We start from the raw sequence: 20,401 nt of genomic DNA, 5'->3' as shown, positions 1-20,401 counted from the left end.
ATGTGGAAAACGGTAGTACGACGATTTCTCGTCATGATTCCTCAGTTGTTTGTACTAAGTTTATTAATCTTCATCATGGCAAAATTCATGCCTGGTGATCCCTTTACTGGTTTGATCACACCTGAAACAGATCCGGCTCGTGTTGAGCAACTGCGCCAAGCGGCTGGTTTTTATGATCCGTGGTACATCCAATATATTAATTGGATGGGGAATGCCTTCCAAGGAGACTTTGGGCGTTCTTATACGTTTAACCAACCAGTTTCAACACTGATTGGTGCACGAGCACTTAATACGTTCTGGTTATCGTTAGTGAGTGTTGGCCTATTGTATCTATTAGCTATTCCTCTAGGGGTACTGGCGGGGCGCTATCAAGATACTATTCTTGATAAATCAATCGTATTCTACAGCTTTATCGTTTATGCGATTCCAACATTTGTACTCGGTTTAATCTCAGTATTCTTCTTCGGATACGAACTAGGTTGGTTCCCGACAAGTGGTACAGTTAGTATAGGTGCTGACCCTGGAACCTTTGGATATGTACTAAGTAAGATTTATCACTTACTGTTACCAGCGATGGTCTTCGCAGTATTAGGAACAACGGGTGTCATTCAGTATCTACGTACGGAAATCATTGACTCCAAAACAATGGATTATGTTCGCACTGCGCGAGCAAAAGGTATTCCAAATAATAAAGTTTATTCACGACACATCTTCCGTAACTCATTGTTACCAATCGCAGCATTCCTTGGATTTACAATAACAAACCTTTTAGGTGGATCGATCTTCATTGAAACGATTTTCGGTTACCAAGGAATGGGCCAATTGTTTGTACAGGCAATCAACGGTCGTGACTATAGTGTAATTACAACACTGGTATTGCTTTTCGGATTCTTAACATTATTGGGAAGTCTACTATCCGATATCATCATGAGTATTGTTGACCCACGTATCCGGATTGATTGACAAACATAATGGAAAAGGAGGATTCGAACGATGGCTGAAAAACAGACTATTGATGTAGAGAAAAAAACACCTGCAGCCGCGCCACCTACTGGATTTCAAGTAATCTGGCGTGAGTTTTCTAAAGATAAACTAGCAATGACATCATTGATTTTCTTAATTGTTTTGATTACTACAATTTATATTTGGTCATTTATGATTGATCAAACGCAGTTGATGCGAATCAGTTTACGAGATCAAATGGCACCACCAGGTAGTGACTTTTGGCTAGGCGCAGATAAAGGAGGCCGAGATATATTAGGCCAACTCATTATTGGAGCGCGTAATTCGATTACAATTGCCATCTCAGTAACTTTGATTACTGGTATTGTTGGTATAGCAATTGGTTTAATCACAGGGTATTTCGGTGGATGGATTGATAACATCTTCATGCGAATCATTGATTTCTTCATTACGATTCCATCATTGATGATCATTATTGTATTCATTTCTATCGTTCCAAAATATACAGTAGTAACTTTCGTTCTAATCATGAGTGTCTTCTTGTGGGTAGGAACTGCACGTCTCGTACGTAGTAAAGCTTTAACAGAAAGTCGCCGCGATTATATCAACGCCTCTAAAACAATGGGAACAAGTGACTCTGTCATTATTTTTAAAGAAATGATGCCGAACTTATCGTCCATTCTAATTGTTGAAATGACGTTAAACTTTGCTGGAAATGTTGGTCTTGAGACAGGATTATCGTATCTAGGATTTGGGTTGCCACCATCAACACCATCTCTTGGGACGCTCGTTGCGTATGCTAATGATCCATTTATTTTAGAAAATGCATGGTGGAACTGGTTGCCAGCTTCATTATTAATTTTATTACTAATGTTGGCAATTAACTATGTTGGACAGGCAATACGCCGTTCGGCAGATGCGCGTCAGCGCTTAGGGTGATATTAAACGTACATCGTTTGATATAAAAAGAGAGTATAAAAAGGAGGAAAACGAATGAATAAGAAGCTTTTAGCTATACTTGCGTTGCTAGTTGCATTCATGTTGTTCTTAGCAGCATGTAACAACGAAGAAGAAGCAACTCCAAGCGAAGAGCCAGGTACTTCTGAAGAAGGTACTGAAGAAGGCACTGAAGAGGGCGCAGAATCTACTGAAGATTTATTCCCAACTGTACTTGAAAACGAAGGTGACGCAATTGAAGGTGGTACTTTAAAGGTTGCATTAGTAAATGATTCACCATTCCAAGGAATCTTCTCTTATACATTATATGAAGATGCATATGATGCAGATATTCTTTCTTGGTCAAGTAACTCACTTTTCAAAACTGATGGTGACTTCTTATTGACAAACGATGGAATTGCTTCTATCGAAGTTGATGGAGACAACAACAAAGCAACAATCACAATCAATCAAGATACATTATGGTCTGATGGCGAACCGTTAAAAGCTGAAGACATCGTGCAACCATACTTGATCATCGGTCACCCAGATTATGCTGGTGTACGTTACGATGCTGATTTCCAAAATATCGTAGGTGCTGTTGAGTACAATGCTGGTGAAGCTGATACAATCTCTGGTATTACAATCGTTGACGAGAAAACTGTAGAAATTCAATTCAACAAAGTATCTCCAGCTATCTACTCAGGTGGAGATGGTCTTTGGACATACGCAGAGCCAAGCCACATCGTTGGTGATATTCCTGTAGCAGAGCTTTTAGAGTCTGAAGCAGTTCGCGTAAACCCAGTTACACTTGGTGCATTCAAATTTGATCGCATCGTACCTGGTGAGTCTGTATCATTCGTCCGTAACGAAAATTACTGGGCTGGCGAAGCGAAGTTAGATGGCGTTGTCATCCAAACTGTACCATCAGCATCTGCTGCAAAAGCAATGGAGACTGGTGAGTATGACTTAGCTATGTCATTCCCAACAAGTGCTTATGAAAATGTAAAAGACCTTGAAAACATTACTCTTCTTGGTCGTGAAGAACTTTACTACTCGTACCTTGGTTTCAAGCTTGGGAAATTCAACTACGATACAAACTTAGTTGAAACTGATATTGAAGGTTCAAAAATGGGTGACATAGAGCTTCGTAAAGCTATGGGTTACGCATTAGATATCGAACAAGTATCTGAAGTATTCTACTTCGGTCTTCGTGAGCGTGCGAATTCTCTAATTCCACCAGTATTTGCTTCATTCCACGATCCATCACTTGAAGGATACGTGTATGACCCAGAAATGGCGAACCAAATTCTTGATGACGCTGGTTACGAAGACGTAGACGGCGACGGACTACGTGAAGATCCAAACGGTGAAAAACTTGAAATCATGTTAGCAGCTATGTCTGGTGACGAGACTCAAGAACAAGTAATCAACTACTACCTACAAAACTGGCAAGAAGTTGGTCTTGATGTGCAACTTGCAACTGGTCGTCTAATCGAGTTCAACACATTCTACGACAAAGTACAAGCTGACGATCCAGAAATCGATATCTTCATGGGTGCATGGGGTACTGGTACAAACCCATCTCCATCAGGATTATATTCTGAAACTGCAGTTTACAACTTCAGCCGTTATACGTCTGAAGAGCTAGAAGGCTTACTACAAGCTATCGACTCTGTAGAAGCTCTTGATGCTGATTTCCGTGCAAGTAAATTCCGTGAGTGGCAAGAATACATGCATGAAGTTTCTGCTGTAATCCCAATGCAGTTCCGATATGAGTTACTTCCAATTAACGATCGCGTTAAAAACTATGACTTCAGCTATGAAACAGATTTCGATTTAATCGACATCGAACTTACTGCTGATGCTCCAGTGAAATAATTCACGCCAAGACCCTTTACAGATTCTTCTGTAAAGGGTCTTTTTTTCATATAGTGAAAGGAAAGGGGAATACTATGTGGTTTTTTCTGTTTTGTAGTTGTTATTTCATAGCGGTATTTCTTCTTGCACAGCTTCTTCTAATGACAAATTACATAACGATAGGATTAAAAAAACAGCTTGTTCTCGAAATGATTTTTTTATCACTTGAGTTCAAGCTGCTTATCGGTTGTCTTCTATTTATACTTATACTCTCATTCGCCCTAAGCCCATCGCATTCTCCATCTCCCGAAGAGTAGCGATAGCAATACGATTAGCCTTTTCAGCACCTTTATCTAAAATTTCATCAAGTTCAGTTGACTCAATAAGTGCGTGGTAGCGCTCTTGAATCGGTGCAAGATGATCTATGACTACTTTCGCAACACCTGCTTTAAATTCTCCGTACTGGCTGTCTTGATACTTTTCTACGACCTGGTCAATTGATGTACCAGAGAGAGATGCCTCAATTGCTAGTAAGTTTGACACTCCTGGTTTGTTTTCTACGTCATAATATACTTTGCCTTCAGAATCTGTTACAGCACTCTTAATCTTTTTCTCAATTTGCTTAGGTGTATCCAGTAACCGCATAGTAGCTTTCTGATTTTCATCCGATTTACTCATCTTCCGAGTGGGTTCTTGTAGTGATTTAATTCGTGCACCATGTTTAGGTAACTGAATTTCAGGTAATTTTAGCACTTTTTTATACCGTTTATTGAATCTCTCTGCAAGATCCCGTGTCAACTCGATGTGTTGTTTTTGGTCATCACCAACGGGAACTATATCTGTCTTATACAATAAGATATCTGCTGCCATCAGTGGTGGGTATGTTAACAAAGATGCAGAGACAGCTTCTTTACCTGCTGACTTGTCTTTAAATTGTGTCATGCGCTCAAGTTCACCGATGCTTGAGATGCATTGCATGATCCAACCAGCTTGCGCGTGCGCTGGTACCTCTGATTGAATAAATAAAGTCACTTTGTCTGGGTCAAGTCCAACAGCCAAATAAAGGGCAGCTAGTGAGCGTATATTGTCTCTTAATTCTTTAGGATCTTGTTGTACGGTTATGGCATGTTGGTCAACGACGCAAAAGATACAGTCATATTCATTTTGCAAGTCAATAAACTGTCGGAACGCGCCGATGTAATTCCCTAATGTTACAGTTCCGGTTGGTTGTACTCCTGAAAAAATTCGTTTCATACTGATTCGCTCCTTTTTTTCCATAAATAAAAGCACCATTCTCCCTAAATAGGGACGAATGATGCTTAAATCCGCGGTACCACCCAAATTACCATAGAGATTCTATGGTCGCTTTGTCACTGCTAACGGGGTGAACCGGATTATACATCAGCTCTGAAGCCCATTCGTTTAGTCTAAACAGCTGCTCACACCACCCACAGCCTCTCTGAAGTTTAGGATCTAAAGTACTCTTCTTCATCATCGCATAGTTATTTGACAAAAGTATAGCTTACTTCGAACAGTCATGCAATGTCTATATTCAGTCTTTTCACACAGTAAAACAATTGGTACACTTAACATAGAAAGGAAGATGTATACATGAGATCGTATCGAATGATAGCTCTTGCGACCAGTGTTCTATTAACAACTAGCCTTTTAGCACCGTCATCCACGTTTGCTGAGGATGAAAGAGAACCTTTCATGGGAAAACAATTTACATATTCAACGATTGATGAAGAAGTTTTAGAAGCTTCTGCGTTATTTCGATTTTCATCAGGTTTAACTTTTGACTATCCAGATGCTGTTCGAGGAATTTATGTCACAGGCCACTCAGCAGGTGGAGAACGCTTTTCACGTCTTGTTGACCTTCTTGACTCAACAGACCTTAACGCGATGGTGATTGATGTCAAAGATGATTTTGGCAATTTAACGTACATACCAGAAGAAGATAGCCCACTCGCTGCCTACGACATTGGAAAACCGTTTGTGAAGGATATGAGAGGCGTTCTTGAAATTATGGAAGAGAAGCAAATCTATCCGATTGCACGAGTAGTAGTATTCAAAGATACGGAACTTGCAGAACGTAAACCGGAATGGTCATTCCAAGAAGGTTCGTCTGTATGGAAGAATCGCCGTGGGGAAGCGTTTGTAAACCCATTCTTACAAGAAGTATGGGATTATAATGTGGAAATAGCGATTGAAGCTGCTGAGATGGGGTATAAAGAAATTCAATTTGATTATGTTCGTTTTCCAGAGGGGTTTGAGAATCGTTGGGAAAGTTTGAACTATTCTCAAGGAGATTATGCTACATCTGGTTTAGATGACGTTCAGAGCAGGGTACAAGCAGTAACCGACTTTGTTGCATATGCACGGGAGAAACTGAAGCCTTATGATGTAGAAGTTTCAGTAGATATATTTGGTTATTCTGCAACATTACCGGAAGCACCTGGAATCGGTCAAAATTTCTCTAAAATCTCCGATAACGTGGATGTTATTTCATCTATGATTTATCCAAGCCACTGGACATCGTATTTTGGTATTGCGAAACCAGATTTAGAGCCTTACCGTTTAGTGCAAGAGTATGCGAAAGTTGAAAATGCAAAACTTGCGGAATTAGAAAATCCTCCGACTTCAAGGCCGTGGATCCAAGATTTCACCGCTTCGTATTTAGGTGCAGGGAATTATAAAGTGTATGGCAAACAGGAAGTAGAAGATCAAATTCGTGCATTGAACGAGGCAGGAATTGATGAATTTCTATTATGGAACGCAGGTAACTCGTATACACCTAATGTAGATTACACTCCATAGTAATGCGAAAAGAGTAAACAATTGCCAGTAGTTCTCTAGACTATCTAGAGTAACTGCTGGTTTTTCAAATTTATCAATCAAATATTTTATATTTTATGCAACCTTTTGTGTTATTTATGCGTACTACTATATATAGAACAGCAATTTTCAATGGATCAGCTCTAAATGAGAATGATTTTTTCAATTTAGTAAGACGAATTATGTTTATAATTAGCTTATGCTGGGTAAACTAGTACTACACCTTGTAACTATGTGTAGTCACAATTAGTACATAAAATTATTTTAAATTTAGGGTTTAAAATCAAAGAAAATTGATGTATACTAAAACTACAAGTTGTTATTTAGAGTTATTCTAATTTAAAGAATGTAACACACTTATAAATTTCTGAAAGGGCGTGTAATCAGATGATGGTGACCCTCTATACATCTCCAAGCTGTACGTCTTGCCGCAAAGCAAAGGCATGGTTGGAGGAACATGAAATTCCATATACAGAGCGCAATATTTTCTCCGAACCTTTAACGATAGCTGAGATTAAGGAGATTCTTCGAATGACTGAGGATGGAACAGACGAAATTATTTCGACACGTTCGAAAATCTTCCAAAAATTAAATGTTGATTTGGACAGTTTACCACTTCAACGCCTTTATGAGTTGATCAAAGATCATCCTGGACTTTTACGTCGTCCAATTATTATCGATGAGAAACGCTTACAGGTTGGCTATAATGAAGATGAAATCAGACGATTTTTACCACGCAAAGTGCGTGCTTATCAGTTGCTAGAAGCACAACGCATGGTAAACTAATCAAAGATGAAAGGAGTTGATTGCTAGTCGATCAACTCCTTCTTTGTACCTTTTTCATCAAGCGGAACACTTTCAATTCAAAGCTATTCGTCATACAATAGAAATAAGCAGGACGCGGTTGAACCAGAGAGGAGATGTGTAGAATGAATTACGAACGTATTAATGACACTACTTTGAAAATTTACATTTCATACATCGACATTGAAGAACGTGGATTCAACCCAGATGAGATTTGGTTTAGCAGAGAGAAAAGTGAACAACTTTTCTGGGAAATGATGGATGAAGTTGAAGAAATCAATCCTTTTGATTTTGAAGGTCCATTATGGATTCAAGTACATGCTGTAGATAAAGGTATTGAAGTCGTCGTTACAAAACCAGATATTGCACAAGACGGTAAACCGGCAGATTATCCAGCACCCCTTGCAAAATTGATGGGTGAGTCAGAAAACCTATTTGATCAGGATTTACTTTCTGATGAAGAGCTTTATGATAAGGGACAATCCGTACTCTATCGATTCGCAGAATTTGATGATCTACTCCCACTAGCAAGACGCTTACAAGATGAACTATTGTCTTCAAAGTTATTTTTCTATGAAGGGCACTACTATTTGGCATTAACTTTCAATGAAGATGATGTGGATGAATACAAATTAAATCTTGAAAGCATTGTAGTCGAATATGCTTCAGTTGCATCTGTAACAATTCATGTTCTAGAAGAATATGCTAAAACGATTTTAGAAGAAGACGTATTCAAGCAACTATCCAAACACTTTTAACCTCCTTTTTAGGAGGTTTTTTCTTTTGGATGTGCTATAGTGTGAGCAGTACATGAAAGGAGAGGATTTATGTTTACTGCAATCACTTCAGAAGGCTCAATTATATGCCTTTATGAAATGTCGCAACAAGCTATTCATCAGCTACCAAGGAGAGAGTATTATTGCCCGGAGTGTGAGCAGCGCCTAACATTAAAAAGAGGATCGGTAAAAGTCGCACACTTTGCACATGATGTATCATGCACGAACAGTGCTGCTTCACAACGTGAAACTCAAAATCACCTCACAGGTAAGTCCCTTATTTATTCTGCATTACGCACCCATTTTCATGACGTCCACCTTGAATTCTACATCCCTACAATTGTTCAACGAGCAGATGTCTGTCTACAATCTCCAATCCCCATGATCTTTGAATTCCAGTGTAGTAAAATCTCAGCTGAACAATTACAATTGCGCACAGCAGGGTATCTTTCGCTTGGCTATCAGTGCCGATGGATTTTACACGCAGATTTTCTTCCCAAAAACCTCACAGATTTCTCCTACGTTAAACTCTCAAAATTTCTTCAAGCCGGCATTTTTACACACATGAATGGAAGTAAATGGAAGTAAATCGATAACGTTTCTTTGTGTAAAAACCGCCACACTTCATCAACTAATTTTGTATGAATTCTATACAGGAGACTATGCTGTTTGTGAACGGATAGAACTCCAAGGGAATTCCCCGCTTTCTTATATTAGTCAACCAAAGGTGATACAACCAAAACCTCAAAAAGTACTCTATTTGTTAAAAAAGAATTATGAAAAGATGAGAAGGGAGGCATTCTTATTTTCGTTTTCAAAAGATAAACGTTTTCATTTCTTGATCACCAAATGGAGAAAAACAGAAGCAACTTTCCCTACTTATATTGGTCTCCCATGTATGCTTCCTCATTCACTTGGACCAGATATCTACTGGCAGTTTGCGTATGTCAATTTCTTAGTGACATGTAGAGAGGGAACAGCTGATGATTTTTTATTTAGTTTATCTGATCACACGTTGCACACGACAAGGAATCTTCAATTAATAGAAACCTATTCATCCTTTCTAAAAGCAAATCATTTGCCACACCGGCCATTTTCTAAATCATCCAGTAAAACCTGCTATATTTCGCAATGGTATAGTTTTCAGATAGTTGCAAAACGTTCAAAAGATTGAGAAAATAGGAAAGTATGCTAAGGAGGGAACAGCAAATGTCAGAATCAAACGTTTTACTTAGAAAAGATGTCCCTGTTGAAAAAACATGGAAACTTGAAGATATTTTTGCAACAAACGAAGAGTGGGAAGCCGAATATAAAGCAGTATCTACTTTGGCTGAAAAAGCTACGTCTTTCCAAGGGACGCTTAGTGATGGAGCAGATAAACTATTCGATGCACTTACGTATCGAGACGAGTTATCTATGCGCTTACGCATCCTCTACACATACGCGCACATGCGTCATGATGAGGACACAGCAAACAACTCATCACAGGCTATGGAGAGCCGTATTAAATCGCTATATGTAAAAGTATTGACAGCACTCTCTTATTTTGTTCCTGAGCTTCTTGAATTGTCCGATGAAAAAGTGGCGCAGTATTTGCAAGAACACGAAGAGTTGCAGCTATACAAACAGCTACTTGATGAAATTGCAAAGCAACGTCCACATGTTTTATCGAAAGAACAAGAAGAGCTAGTTTCAAAATTTGCAGAAGTTAGTGCTGCCTCGGCAGATACTTTTGGGAAGCTAAACAATGCAGACCTCGAATTCCCAGTGGTCAAAGATGAAAACGGTAAGGAAGTTCAACTGACACATGGTCGCTACATGCGCTTTTTAGAAAGTAAAGATCAACGAGTGCGTGAAGAGGCGTTTAAAGCGATGTATGCCACTTATGGCCAGTTCAAAAATACATTTGCTTCAATCCTTTCAGGCAACATTAAAGGCGATAACGTTCAAGCGTCTATTCGAAATTATAAAAATGCTCGCGCTGCTGCTATGGCAAGTAATCATATTCCAGAGACTGTTTATGACAATTTAGTATCGACAATCAATGACAATGTGCATTTGTTGCACCGCTATGTAAAACTTCGCAAGCAAGTAATGGGGTTAGACGAGTTGCATATGTATGACCTGTTTGCACCTCTTGTAAAAGAAGTTGAAATGGAGTACAGCTATGAAGAAGCCGCACAAACGATGGTAGAGAGTTTTGCGCCACTTGGTGAGGACTATGTGTCTATCGTCAAACAAGGTCTTAAAGATCGCTGGGTGGACGTAGAAGAGACAAAAGGAAAGCGGTCTGGTGCATACTCATCAGGTGCATATGGGACGAACCCTTACATTTTGATGAACTGGCAAAATAACGTGAATAACCTGTTCACACTTGCGCATGAGTTTGGGCATAGCATGCATTCCTATTACTCACGTCAAGAGCAACCTTATGCATATGGAGATTATTCTATCTTTGTGGCAGAAGTGGCTTCTACAACTAATGAAGCACTATTGAATGATTACTTATTAAAGACAATAGATGATCCGAAGAAAAAGATTTACTTGTTGAACCACTGGTTGGAAGGATTCCGTGGGACAATCTTCCGTCAAACGATGTTTGCTGAATTCGAGCACCTTATCCATGAGTTGGATCAACAGGGCGTTCCGTTAACAGCGGAGAAACTGACAGAAGAGTATTATGCCCTTAACAAGAAATATTTTGGAGACGATATGGTGGTAGATGAAGAAATCGGCTTAGAATGGGCTAGAATTCCTCATTTCTACTACAACTATTATGTTTACCAGTACGCGACAGGCCTTAGTGCTGCAACTGCACTGAGCAAGCAAATTCTTGAAGAAGGCCAACCCGCAGTCGATCGTTATATCAATAACTTCTTAAAAGCTGGATCATCAGATTATCCAATTGAAGTATTAAAAGCTGCTGGAGTAGATATGACTAGTTCAAAAGCTGTTGAAGATGCATGTAAAGTATTTGAAGAAAAATTAAGTGAGCTTGAAAAATTGCTTGCAAATCAGTAAAAAAGAGACCCTTTCTACAAGAAAGGGTTTTCATTTTGACGATATTGTGAAATACCCTTCACATCGATTGAAATGTACGGACAACCATGATAAATTAAGGATGTGAAATAATTCACATAAAACATACACCCCTTTGTTTAACGTGAACATTTCTCCCATCCCCTTTGTAAGTAGAAAAAGACCTTGTCAACGGTAGGTTGAACAAGGTCTTTTTCCTATTTTAATGATTTCCACTTCGTAATACCTCCAACTACTACACGATCGACTTCACGTTGAAGATATTTCTTTTTCATCTCATATTCTACTTGTTTCTCATGCATATTGTAATATATAGCAATCTCTTTAGAAGATAGCGATATAAATTGGTCTAATAAGTTTTCTACTTCTGGAGGATCTTGTTTGGTAATAGAATCTCCTACAAGTTCCGATAAGATGTGCTCATAAATTTCATAGGAATAAGTGCCGGAAATTTTAATGCCTTCGTCTTCGATGTTTTCATTAAAGACAACAATGGATGGAAATTGATCGATTTCCATTTCACAAGAGATGGAAAGATCACTTTGAAACGATTTTGCACATTCAGTAGACCGAATATCTTGTAAAAATTCTTTTACATCAATTGCAGAGTCTTGTGCAATTCCTTTTAGCGTAGTTAGCGAATTTACATTTTGTCTGTATACAAAATAAGCTTCTTGTAAGTTCGATAAAAATCGGTTAGCTACACGTTTTCCCTGAAATTCTGCAGCTTTTACAGCAATGCTTGGAAGAACAGGATGTTCAATTTCCATGATTGGCTGGTCAGATTGGATAGGGGCCGTGCAAACATTTCCTGAATTCAGCTTCGATAGATTGGTGCTTAAAATCACACGAAGACTAAAATAATGACCATAATCAATTTGTAAACGTTTGAGCGTCAATTGAAAACGCCAGGAATCTGGGCACAAAGGATCGAGAAATGCATAAATTTCAAGCGGGCGTTGCATACAACTTGTAGCAGTCTGCTCGAAATTTGGCTGAGATTTTGTCACAGCACATCCTCCTTATCACTTGGTGTATTGACCATATGATGTGCAGTCAAAACGAGTCTCTTATAATATTGGTCACGAAAAGGTCCTTCAAGGCCGACATCATCCATTGCTCTCTCCATACACAGTAGCCATGCTTCAGCACGTTCAGGTGTAATCGGGAATGGATTGTGGCGCATACGCATCATAGGGTGTCCATGCTCATTTGTATATAAATCTGGGCCACCAAGGTATTGGGTCATAAATTGTTTTTGTTTTCTTGCCGTCTCAGTCAGATCATCTGGAAAAATGGGTTTCAATAATGGATGTTGACCGACATATCCATAAAAAACATCAATCAGTTGAGACAATTTTTCAGCCCCAATTTGGTCATAGGGAAGTATCGGTTTGTTGGTCATTGGTGAAACTCCTTTTATTAGTACTGTCTGTCTATTCTACCAACCTAGTACTGTTTTCTCAAACATTAGACCCTAGTCATAGCTTCTTTCATGCGAACTAGCTTCTTTTTTGCAGGTCGATAAGGAATAGAATGTTCTTGTAAAAACGCATGAAATTCACGCTCTCCGTCTTGAATGACAGGCACTTCAAATTCAAGCTCATAATCGTGTGTATGTAGAAATTTGGAAAAGTCGACCATGATGACGCCACTCTTATAAGGCATTTCATGGCGCAGTGTCTCCATAGATCCGATTGATTGTAACGGTTCTGAAAATTGTTCGTGAAGATACGATAAGTCTCCTGTCTGCTTAAATTCTTCGTATTGCTTTTTAGATAGGGACCAGTTCTGTTCGAGTGTTTCGAGTTCAGTAGTTGGCGTTTTTACAGTTACTTCATACTGACCATTTTTTGTCCGGATACGGAGGCCCTTTTTTTGCTTTGAAAAGCTGCCGGTTGTTGTGTCCAAATAGTCATTGAATTGAGTGTAAGATGTGAACGAATAAGAGCTAAGTAAATGCGTATACTCCTGTTCCGTCAGCATCGTTTTAAATTCAATTTCGTTATGCATTTCCATTTGATCACCTCTTACAACCATTATACCGCTAGTTTCATAGAGTATGCTAAAATAAGCCTATAGTAAGCAGAAAGGGTGTTTGAATTGGAAACACTAAACGTATTAGCAGTTATGCATGAACAATCTAAATGGACAGTAACTACCGATTATTTAACTGCGAGCCATTCAGCAAGTGGGCGCATGATAACAGATACAGATCGTATGAGTTTTGTATACTTATTAGAAGCAGGGGACGAATACTGCTATTTGCACTTCGACCATAAAGACTGGGGAGCGCTAAGTTTAGTCAGCAAAGAACCCGCTCCTGTTTTTGTAACCAATGGAGAGTTTACAATAGAGCTCACTCACTTTTTTGAAGAGCTGACATCTCTCTTGTATTCAATTGAAGGAAATGAAAATTATGGTCATCGCTTTGTAGAGGAAGTTGAAAAGACATTTCAACAATTTTACGTACAACAAAACTAGAGGGGGGTGTGACGCGTGGGACAATGGGAGCAATTTCTAGACCCTTATAAACAAGCGGTTAATGAATTGAAGGTAAAATTAAAAGGAATACGCGCACATTATACGGTACATAATGCCACCTCACCAATCGAATTTGTGACAGGTCGCTTGAAACCGCTCGCAAGTATATATGACAAAACATTAGAAAAGCGCATCCCGTTTGTTCCGTCCGAGCAACTTGCGGCTGAGATCCCAGACATTGCAGGTGTTCGGTTAATGTGTCAATTCGTAGATGACATTGAACATGTTGTAGAATTGATTAGTAAACGACATGACATGCGAGTCGTAGAAGAACGGGATTATATTTCAAACAAAAAGCAAAGTGGGTACAGATCCTATCACCTGATTGTTGAATATCCTGTTCAAACAATGCATGGAGAACAAAAGATACTTGCAGAGATTCAAATTCGAACTCTTGCTATGAACTTTTGGGCATCTATAGAGCATTCATTAAACTACAAATACAAAGGGGACTTCCCTGAAAATATAAAAAGTCGTCTTCAATCGGCAGCAGAAGCGGCATTTCGATTAGATGAAGAAATGTCCTTGATACGAAATGAAATTCAAGAGGCGCAAGTTTACTTTACAGAATACAAAGAACAGTCCACGCTAGGCTGGAAAGAGCGGAAGAGGGAGGAGTCAGAATGAAGTTTGCCATACAGTCAAGAGGCGACGCTTTGTCAAACGAACTACGTGACACGGCCATGCGCTACTTGAAAAGCTTTGAACTAGAGTATGATGAAAATCAACCAGATATCGTGTTATCCATTGGTGGAGATGGTACATTGCTTCACGCTTTCCATAAATACCGCTCTAGCTCATCACAAGTCGCCTTCGTTGGGCTTCACACAGGACATCTTGGCTTTTATGCAGATTGGAAGCCTACAGAAATTGAAAAGCTGGTTATCAGTATCGCAAAAGAAGAATTTAAATTTATCGAATACCCCCTTCTTGAAGTGACGGTCGACTACCAGTCCAGTGAAGACCCTGCCACGTATTTGGCATTAAACGAGTCCACTGTGAAATCACCAGATGTGACGCTAGTGATGGATGTGTTTTTAAACGAAATGCACTTTGAGACATTCCGCGGAGATGGTCTTTGTATGTCCACACCATCCGGTTCTACTGCATACAATAAAGCTTTAGGGGGAGCCATTGTGCATCCCTCTTTAGAAGCGATTCAGTTATCGGAAATTGCTTCGATTAACAACCGAGTGTTCCGTACAGTCGGCTCACCGCTCGTCTTGCCAAAACACCATACATGCACACTTAAACCAGTGAAAGCCGTTGATTTCATGGTGACTGTTGACCATCTTCAATTGCTTCATAAAGACGTATCTTCTATCAGTTACCGTGTGGCAGACGAGAAAGTACGTTTCGCCCGTTTCCGTCCTTTCCCGTTTTGGAAGAGAGTCCACGATTCCTTTATCGATGCGGATCATGAAGACTAATTTTAGCTATCAGTTCCTCCACGCAGGCGAAGATACCTACTTGCGGGAAGTAATAAAAATGCACGGCATTTCAAAACGTGCTTTGACTGCCATCAAATATAGTGGAGGAAAGCTAGTAGTGAATGGCGAAGAGAAAACAGTGCGAACAATCATCCGTGATGGTGATCAAATTGAAGTCATTTTCCCTGAAGAAGAGCTGAGCGACGGACTCATTCCGGTACAAAAAGAGCTTACCATTCTTTACGAGGATGATCACATTTTGATTGTAAACAAGCCATCCGGTTTACCCGCCATTCCTTCAAAAGATCATCCAAACGATTCACTGGCGAATCGTATTGCGGGGTATTACAAACAACAAAATTACAAAACTACAGTCCATATGGTCACTCGTCTAGATAAAGATACGACGGGTCTTGTGCTAATCGCCAAGCATCGTCATGCCCATCATCTGTTGAGTGAGGCAATGCAGCGTGGAGCTATTCAAAAACGCTATCGCGCAGTAGTGGAAGGAATTCCTATTCCACTTTCAGGAGAGATTACGGCTAAGATTGGGCGAGAAGATCACTCCATCATTAAGCGCTGTATTTCAGATGATGGAAAAACAGCACGTACAAGCTATGATTTCATTCGTACATTTCGAGTTGAAACTCAAGATTATGCGTATGTAGAACTCTATTTGTGGACCGGGAGAACGCACCAGATTCGCGTTCATATGGCCCATATTGGATGTCCTCTAGCTGGTGATGATTTGTATGGAGGGTCCCTACGGCTCATTCCGCGCCATGCTCTTCATGCTCACTCACTATCGTTTACACATCCAATAACGAGAACTGATTTCGTCATCGAATGTCCTCTGCCCGATGACTTTACCCACATACTCGAAAGGGGACATGTGTTATGAATGAAGAAACAAAAGAACAAGTGCTAGAACTTCAACAACAACGGCTACTCGATTACTTACAAAACGATCAGATTGATTTATTTCGCGATGAATTTATGGATTTGCACCCCTATGACCAATCTGTATTTTTTGATAAAGTCGATCCAGAAATTCGCAAACAAATTTTTCATTTTCTATCACCAGAAGAAGTAGCAGAAATTTTCGAGGCCAACAATTTTGATGATGACGACTATCAAGAGTTGCTTGAAGAGATGGAACCTTCCTATGCTGCTGACATGCTGTCTCACATGTATGCCGATAATGCCGTTGACGTGTTAAATGAACTGGATAAAGAGCAAGTTGTAAGCTATTTAAGTATGATGGATGCGGAATCCGCACAAGAAATTAAAGATTTACTCCACTACGATGAATATACGGCCGGTTCTATCATGACAACGGAATACGTTGCGATTCCTGAATCGTCTACCGTCCGATCGGCCATGACAATCTTACGAAGAGAAGCTCCAGACGCTGAGACGATTTATTACTTGTTCGTCGTGAATGATGACCATTTTTTAACGGGAGTTATTTCGCTACGTGATTTGATTATTTCAGATGAAGATACGTTAATCAAAGACATTGCCAACGAACGAGTTGTAAGTGTGCCGGTCACAGAAGACCAAGAAGAAGTCGCGCGAATGATGAAAGATTATGACTTCCTTGCACTACCAGTCGTCGATCATCGTGGTTACTTATTAGGAATTATCACAGTCGATGATATTATTGATGTTTTAGATGAAGAAGCATCGGATGACTACTCGAAGTTAGCGGCTGTTTCAGATATGGACACGTTTGATAAAAATCCATTACAAGCTGCCAAAAAACGCTTACCTTGGCTTATAATTCTTTTGTTTTTAGGGATGTTTACTGCAAATATTATCGGTATGTTTGAAGCGACTTTAGATCAAGTTGCCCTGCTTGCTGTTTTTATTCCATTAATTGCTGGAATGGCTGGTAATAGTGGGACACAAGCTCTGGCCGTTGCGGTTCGAGGTATTGCGACAGGTGATATTGAAGAACAATCAAAATTAAAGTTGTTATTCCGGGAAGCGGGGACTGGCTTGATTACGGGTGTAATCAGTGGAATTGTTGTCGTGTTGTTAGTGTATTTCTGGAAAGGGGATATTTTGATTGGGCTACTTGTAGGAGCAGCAATCTCATCTTCAATCTTAGTTGCTACAATCGCAGGCTCTTTTATTCCGCTGTTGATTCACCGCATGAAGATTGACCCAGCCGTTGCCTCTGGTCCATTCATTACAACAATCAATGATATTATTAGTATTTTAATATATTTGGGTCTAGCAACGACATTTATTCCAGGACTATAAAAAAAGGCTCCTGCGGGATCTCACGGCAGACTTTGATCCCACTGGAGTCAACCCCTCCATTCCACTCAACTTTACTTTAAGATGTGGAGCCGACTGTTCAGAAATAGTGCAAGATGACAGCGTGGCCCGTGAAGCGCTCTCTGCTTCATGGGTTGCGATGGCTTCTTGCGGGATTTCTAGGAGGCGCAACTCGATTTCTTTTTAGATGTGGAGAACGCCGGCATACACCAATTTGGGTGTATGCCGGTTTTTTGTTTGCGAACTGAGCGGTCGTTCTTCTACCGAAAACATACTTTCTTCTACCGAAACTGAGATTTATTCTACCCAAATCCATATTTGTTCTACCGAAGTTATATTATGGAAACTATTTTCAAATTTAGCACACAAAAAAGTAGGCGCTCACTCGAAATAACCGAGGAGTACCTACTTTTTTTAATCGATTTCTTTTATCATCGTTTTGTGGGGAATACCGGCATCCATAAATTCTGGAGATGAAATGGTATAGTGGCGTTTTTCATAGAAAGGAATCGCAGAAGTCTGAGAGTTCAACTTTAACTGACGGCACCCTTGCAATTTCGCTTCTTTTTCAATTTCATCCATTAGCGAATTCCCGATATGTTTCCCGCGATAGTCTGGCAATACGCATATGCGTTCAACTTTCGCGATAGCATCTGGTAATAAACGAAATCTACCTGCACCTATAGGGCGCAATTCATCATAAGCCACAAAATGAACAGCACTGTCTTCGAACTCATCTACTTCTAAATCCGGCGGAACAGCTTGCTCTTCGATAAAAACTGTTCTACGCACAGAAAGTGCATCTTCATAGTGTTTTTTTGACTGAACTTTGTGAGCAACAATCATGAATTATTCTCCACTTAAGCGGAAAGTTTCGTGAACCGTCCAAGAACCATCATCCAATTGATACAACAAATGAATTCGATCAATGACTTCTTCAAACTTTGCACCAATCATTTTAAGTTGTGGATAGATATCGTCATGTTCACTAGACGTCATTTTTTGAGCAATTGTAATATGAGGCACAAAAGCATATTGCTCAGAATCTTGGTAGTCCACTTCCGTTAATTTCTTATGCAACGATACTAATTCTTCCGTTGGTTCCACTTTGAAATAGATGGCGTTGGTTACAGGAGCGAAAGAGCTGATACCCGTAGTATTTAATTTAAATGGTTTTTGAGAAGCAGCCACCTTAGCCACTTTAGCTGCAATTGTTTTAATTTCTTGATCATCTGCTTCAAATACGCCTTTTAAAGTCATATGCGGTGTGATCAACGCATAATGTGGGTCATATCGCTTTCGATATGAATTCGCAAAATCTTGAACTGCTTTTGATGGAAATGCAACGATACCGAATTTCATAGTCGATCCCTCCATATCTTATGGTTCTTTTATTAGTATACCAAATAATTTGTCTATTTCGTATAATTCATCAAGATTGCCCGATTCATATCTTTTTGCCATGTCTTCCATGTATGTCCACCAGATTGTTCTTCATAACGATAGGTGAATCCTTTGTCTTCAAATAGTGTTGATAATTCGCGGTTGTCTTCTAAAAAGTTCTTTTCGACACCATCACCTGTAGCAACAGCTGTTTCATCAAGACCGATTACATGATCAATGCTGAAATGAGTCGCCGAAGTATTTTTCACAGTTTCTAAAACAGCATCGTTTACATAAGGAGAGTGCAGAATTACTTTTCCGAATGTATGGGGATATGAACATGCCGTCATTAAGGAGACCGTTGCTGCTAATGAATCACCAATTAATCCTCTACCCATGCCAATTTGATAGGTTGGAAACTGTTCATCCAAATAAGGTACAAGCTCCTGTGCCAGAAATCTCATGTAAGCTTTGTTTTGATCACCATTTGGATGGTATTTCGACCGTCGATCTTTTACGTTTTCATAAGGAACGCCTACAACAATCAAGTTTTCAATTTCTTCTTCATGCAATAATTCATCGACTACACGAGAAATACGGCCTAGCTGAAAGTAATCTTTCCCGTCTGAAGCTATCAATAGTGAATATTTATATAAAGGTGAATAAGTAGCTGGAAGATAGACTAGTAGCGACACTTCTTGTTGGAGTGCTTCGCTATATAGTGATCTTTCTTCGATTTTTCCTCTTTCCATCGTCTCACTCCATTCGTACGTTGTATTCAAATTGTATCAAATCCTCACAAAATAGTATAATGGATGAACAATTAGGAGGTTAGAATTATGGATTCAAATTCACAACGCACACGTGTCCATTCCGACACGGTCTACCAAGCAACGAAAGATGCATTAAATCGTCGAGGCGTGACAATTGAGGATATTGCGAAAATCGTCTATGAAATGCAACTCCCATATAATGATGGATTTACTATGGAACACTGCGAAGAATCGGTCAAATCGGTTTTAAAAAAGCGTGAAATGCAACATGCCATTTTAGTAGGGATTGAATTGGACGAACTAGCGGAAAAGAAAATGTTGTCTGAACCGCTACAATCAATCGTCGAAAGCGATGAAGGGTTGTTTGGAGTAGATGAAACGATTGCTCTAGGTTCTGTCTTCACATACGGAAGTATCGCTGTAACGACTTTCGGCCATTTGGATAAAAATAAAATTGGAATCATCTCTCAGCTTGATACAAAAGCAGGGGAGCAAGTTCACACATTTTTAGACGATTTAGCAGCAGGTGTAGCAGCAAGCGCGGCTTCTCGAATTGCACATAGAACGCGTGATCTTGAGGAACAAAATGAGACGTTCCGTGATATCACACCAGAAGAGACAGCGCCAGAATCAAAAATTGATGGGGCTACAACTTAGATTTAGATGTGGAGCCGACTGTTCAGAAATAGTGCAAAGTGAGACGTTGAGCTCCACTACGGGGCTGCTTTCCGTGGGCGCTGCGAGAGCTTCCTCGTCGCGGGCTCCTGCG

General features: G+C 39.7%; 21 protein-coding genes and 1 other annotated feature. Of the genes, 14 read left to right on the top strand and 7 right to left on the bottom strand.

Annotated elements, in window-relative coordinates; translation table 11 throughout:
* From opp4B to AB5N96_RS12695, 3 genes are read left to right on the top strand one after another with little or no spacing between them, the layout of a single operon-like run.
* Complete coding sequence (opp4B, locus tag AB5N96_RS12705; RefSeq protein ID WP_204588878.1) at positions 1 to 963, top strand: oligopeptide ABC transporter permease; 963 nt, start codon at positions 1 to 3, stop codon at positions 961 to 963.
* 30 nt (positions 964 to 993) lie between these two features.
* On the top strand, positions 994 to 1,902 hold the full coding sequence (locus tag AB5N96_RS12700; RefSeq protein ID WP_204588879.1) for an ABC transporter permease: 909 nt from the start codon (positions 994 to 996) through the stop codon (positions 1,900 to 1,902).
* A 54-nt stretch (positions 1,903 to 1,956) separates the two neighbouring features.
* Positions 1,957 to 3,780: an oligopeptide ABC transporter substrate-binding protein gene (locus tag AB5N96_RS12695; RefSeq protein ID WP_204588880.1), complete on the top strand. Its 1,824-nt coding sequence runs from the start codon at positions 1,957 to 1,959 to the stop codon at positions 3,778 to 3,780.
* 243 nt (positions 3,781 to 4,023) lie between these two features.
* On the opposite strand, the gene trpS is transcribed toward AB5N96_RS12695, so the two are convergent.
* The gene (gene trpS / locus AB5N96_RS12690; RefSeq protein ID WP_204588881.1) at positions 4,024 to 5,013 is read right to left on the bottom strand and encodes a tryptophan--tRNA ligase; all 990 of its coding nucleotides are present in this window, start codon (positions 5,011 to 5,013) and stop codon (positions 4,024 to 4,026) included.
* 47 nt (positions 5,014 to 5,060) lie between these two features.
* Positions 5,061 to 5,263: a binding site (T-box leader), on the bottom strand.
* A gap of 107 nt (positions 5,264 to 5,370) precedes the next feature.
* Between trpS and AB5N96_RS12685 the strand changes: the two genes are divergently transcribed.
* The 5 genes from AB5N96_RS12685 to pepF all read left to right on the top strand — a co-directional run bounded on the left by AB5N96_RS12685 (position 5,371) and on the right by pepF (position 11,198).
* On the top strand, positions 5,371 to 6,579 hold the full coding sequence (locus AB5N96_RS12685) for a putative glycoside hydrolase (RefSeq protein ID WP_239584739.1): 1,209 nt from the start codon (positions 5,371 to 5,373) through the stop codon (positions 6,577 to 6,579).
* Between the two features lie 408 nt (positions 6,580 to 6,987).
* On the top strand, positions 6,988 to 7,383 hold the full coding sequence (spxA, locus tag AB5N96_RS12680; RefSeq protein WP_133079788.1) for a transcriptional regulator SpxA: 396 nt from the start codon (positions 6,988 to 6,990) through the stop codon (positions 7,381 to 7,383).
* 143 nt (positions 7,384 to 7,526) lie between these two features.
* Positions 7,527 to 8,159 carry an adaptor protein MecA gene (mecA, locus tag AB5N96_RS12675; protein WP_204588882.1) on the top strand — a complete coding sequence of 211 codons (633 nt, stop codon included), beginning with the start codon at positions 7,527 to 7,529 and terminating at the stop codon, positions 8,157 to 8,159.
* Positions 8,160 to 8,228: 69 nt separating this feature from the next.
* Positions 8,229 to 8,765 (top strand): competence protein CoiA, encoded by a 537-nt coding sequence (locus tag AB5N96_RS12670; protein WP_499705699.1) that lies wholly within the window; start codon positions 8,229 to 8,231, stop codon positions 8,763 to 8,765.
* 621 nt (positions 8,766 to 9,386) lie between these two features.
* Entirely contained in the window at positions 9,387 to 11,198 is a 1,812-nt protein-coding gene (gene pepF / locus AB5N96_RS12665; protein WP_204588884.1) for an oligoendopeptidase F, read from the top strand.
* Positions 11,199 to 11,413: 215 nt separating this feature from the next.
* On the opposite strand, the gene AB5N96_RS12660 is transcribed toward pepF, so the two are convergent.
* The 3 genes from AB5N96_RS12660 to AB5N96_RS12650 form a co-directional block, all read right to left on the bottom strand.
* Complete coding sequence (locus tag AB5N96_RS12660; RefSeq protein WP_338032413.1) at positions 11,414 to 12,226, bottom strand: DsbA family protein; 813 nt, start codon at positions 12,224 to 12,226, stop codon at positions 11,414 to 11,416.
* Positions 12,223 to 12,621 (bottom strand): globin domain-containing protein, encoded by a 399-nt coding sequence (locus tag AB5N96_RS12655; protein WP_204588885.1) that lies wholly within the window; start codon positions 12,619 to 12,621, stop codon positions 12,223 to 12,225. Before AB5N96_RS12655 ends, AB5N96_RS12660 begins: the two co-directional genes overlap by 4 nt.
* A 65-nt stretch (positions 12,622 to 12,686) precedes the next feature.
* Positions 12,687 to 13,235, bottom strand: a complete 549-nt coding sequence (locus tag AB5N96_RS12650) for a CYTH domain-containing protein (protein ID WP_204588886.1) — start codon at positions 13,233 to 13,235, stop codon at positions 12,687 to 12,689.
* 84 nt (positions 13,236 to 13,319) lie between these two features.
* On the opposite strand from AB5N96_RS12650, the gene AB5N96_RS12645 reads away from it, so the two are divergent.
* Genes AB5N96_RS12645 through mgtE form a run of 5 tightly spaced genes read left to right on the top strand, consistent with a single transcriptional unit; the run spans position 13,320 to position 17,458 of the window.
* The gene (locus AB5N96_RS12645) at positions 13,320 to 13,700 is read left to right on the top strand and encodes a UPF0738 family protein (protein ID WP_204588887.1); all 381 of its coding nucleotides are present in this window, start codon (positions 13,320 to 13,322) and stop codon (positions 13,698 to 13,700) included.
* Positions 13,701 to 13,715: 15 nt separating this feature from the next.
* A complete protein-coding gene (yjbM, locus tag AB5N96_RS12640; protein ID WP_204588888.1) occupies positions 13,716 to 14,387 on the top strand; it encodes a GTP diphosphokinase in 672 nt (223 codons plus the stop codon).
* Entirely contained in the window at positions 14,384 to 15,190 is an 807-nt protein-coding gene (locus AB5N96_RS12635; protein WP_204588889.1) for an NAD kinase, read from the top strand. The genes yjbM and AB5N96_RS12635 overlap by 4 nt, the downstream gene beginning before the upstream one ends.
* Positions 15,180 to 16,091, top strand: coding sequence for an RluA family pseudouridine synthase (locus AB5N96_RS12630; RefSeq protein ID WP_239584740.1), 912 nt, complete (start codon positions 15,180 to 15,182; stop codon positions 16,089 to 16,091). Before AB5N96_RS12635 ends, AB5N96_RS12630 begins: the two co-directional genes overlap by 11 nt.
* Complete coding sequence (gene mgtE, locus AB5N96_RS12625) at positions 16,088 to 17,458, top strand: magnesium transporter (protein WP_204588891.1); 1,371 nt, start codon at positions 16,088 to 16,090, stop codon at positions 17,456 to 17,458. Before AB5N96_RS12630 ends, mgtE begins: the two co-directional genes overlap by 4 nt.
* 432 nt (positions 17,459 to 17,890) lie before the next feature.
* On the opposite strand, the gene AB5N96_RS12620 is transcribed toward mgtE, so the two are convergent.
* Genes AB5N96_RS12620 through AB5N96_RS12610 form a run of 3 tightly spaced genes read right to left on the bottom strand, consistent with a single transcriptional unit; the run spans position 17,891 to position 19,611 of the window.
* A complete protein-coding gene (locus tag AB5N96_RS12620; protein WP_204588892.1) occupies positions 17,891 to 18,322 on the bottom strand; it encodes a GNAT family N-acetyltransferase in 432 nt (143 codons plus the stop codon).
* 3 nt (positions 18,323 to 18,325) lie between these two features.
* Positions 18,326 to 18,838, bottom strand: coding sequence for a 2'-5' RNA ligase family protein (locus AB5N96_RS12615; RefSeq protein ID WP_204588893.1), 513 nt, complete (start codon positions 18,836 to 18,838; stop codon positions 18,326 to 18,328).
* 53 nt (positions 18,839 to 18,891) lie between these two features.
* Positions 18,892 to 19,611, bottom strand: coding sequence for an alpha/beta hydrolase (locus tag AB5N96_RS12610; RefSeq protein WP_204588894.1), 720 nt, complete (start codon positions 19,609 to 19,611; stop codon positions 18,892 to 18,894).
* A gap of 87 nt (positions 19,612 to 19,698) precedes the next feature.
* Between AB5N96_RS12610 and AB5N96_RS12605 the strand changes: the two genes are divergently transcribed.
* Positions 19,699 to 20,289, top strand: a complete 591-nt coding sequence (locus tag AB5N96_RS12605) for a phosphatidylglycerophosphatase A family protein (RefSeq protein ID WP_204588895.1) — start codon at positions 19,699 to 19,701, stop codon at positions 20,287 to 20,289.
* Positions 20,290 to 20,401 lie beyond the last annotated feature (112 nt).

It is taken from the genome of Chryseomicrobium imtechense (assembly GCF_041475995.1).
Classification (GTDB): Bacteria; Bacillota; Bacilli; order Bacillales_A; family Planococcaceae; genus Chryseomicrobium; species Chryseomicrobium aureum.
Note: the sequence above shows the minus strand (reverse complement) of the source record. Positions and strands in the feature narration are given on the sequence as shown.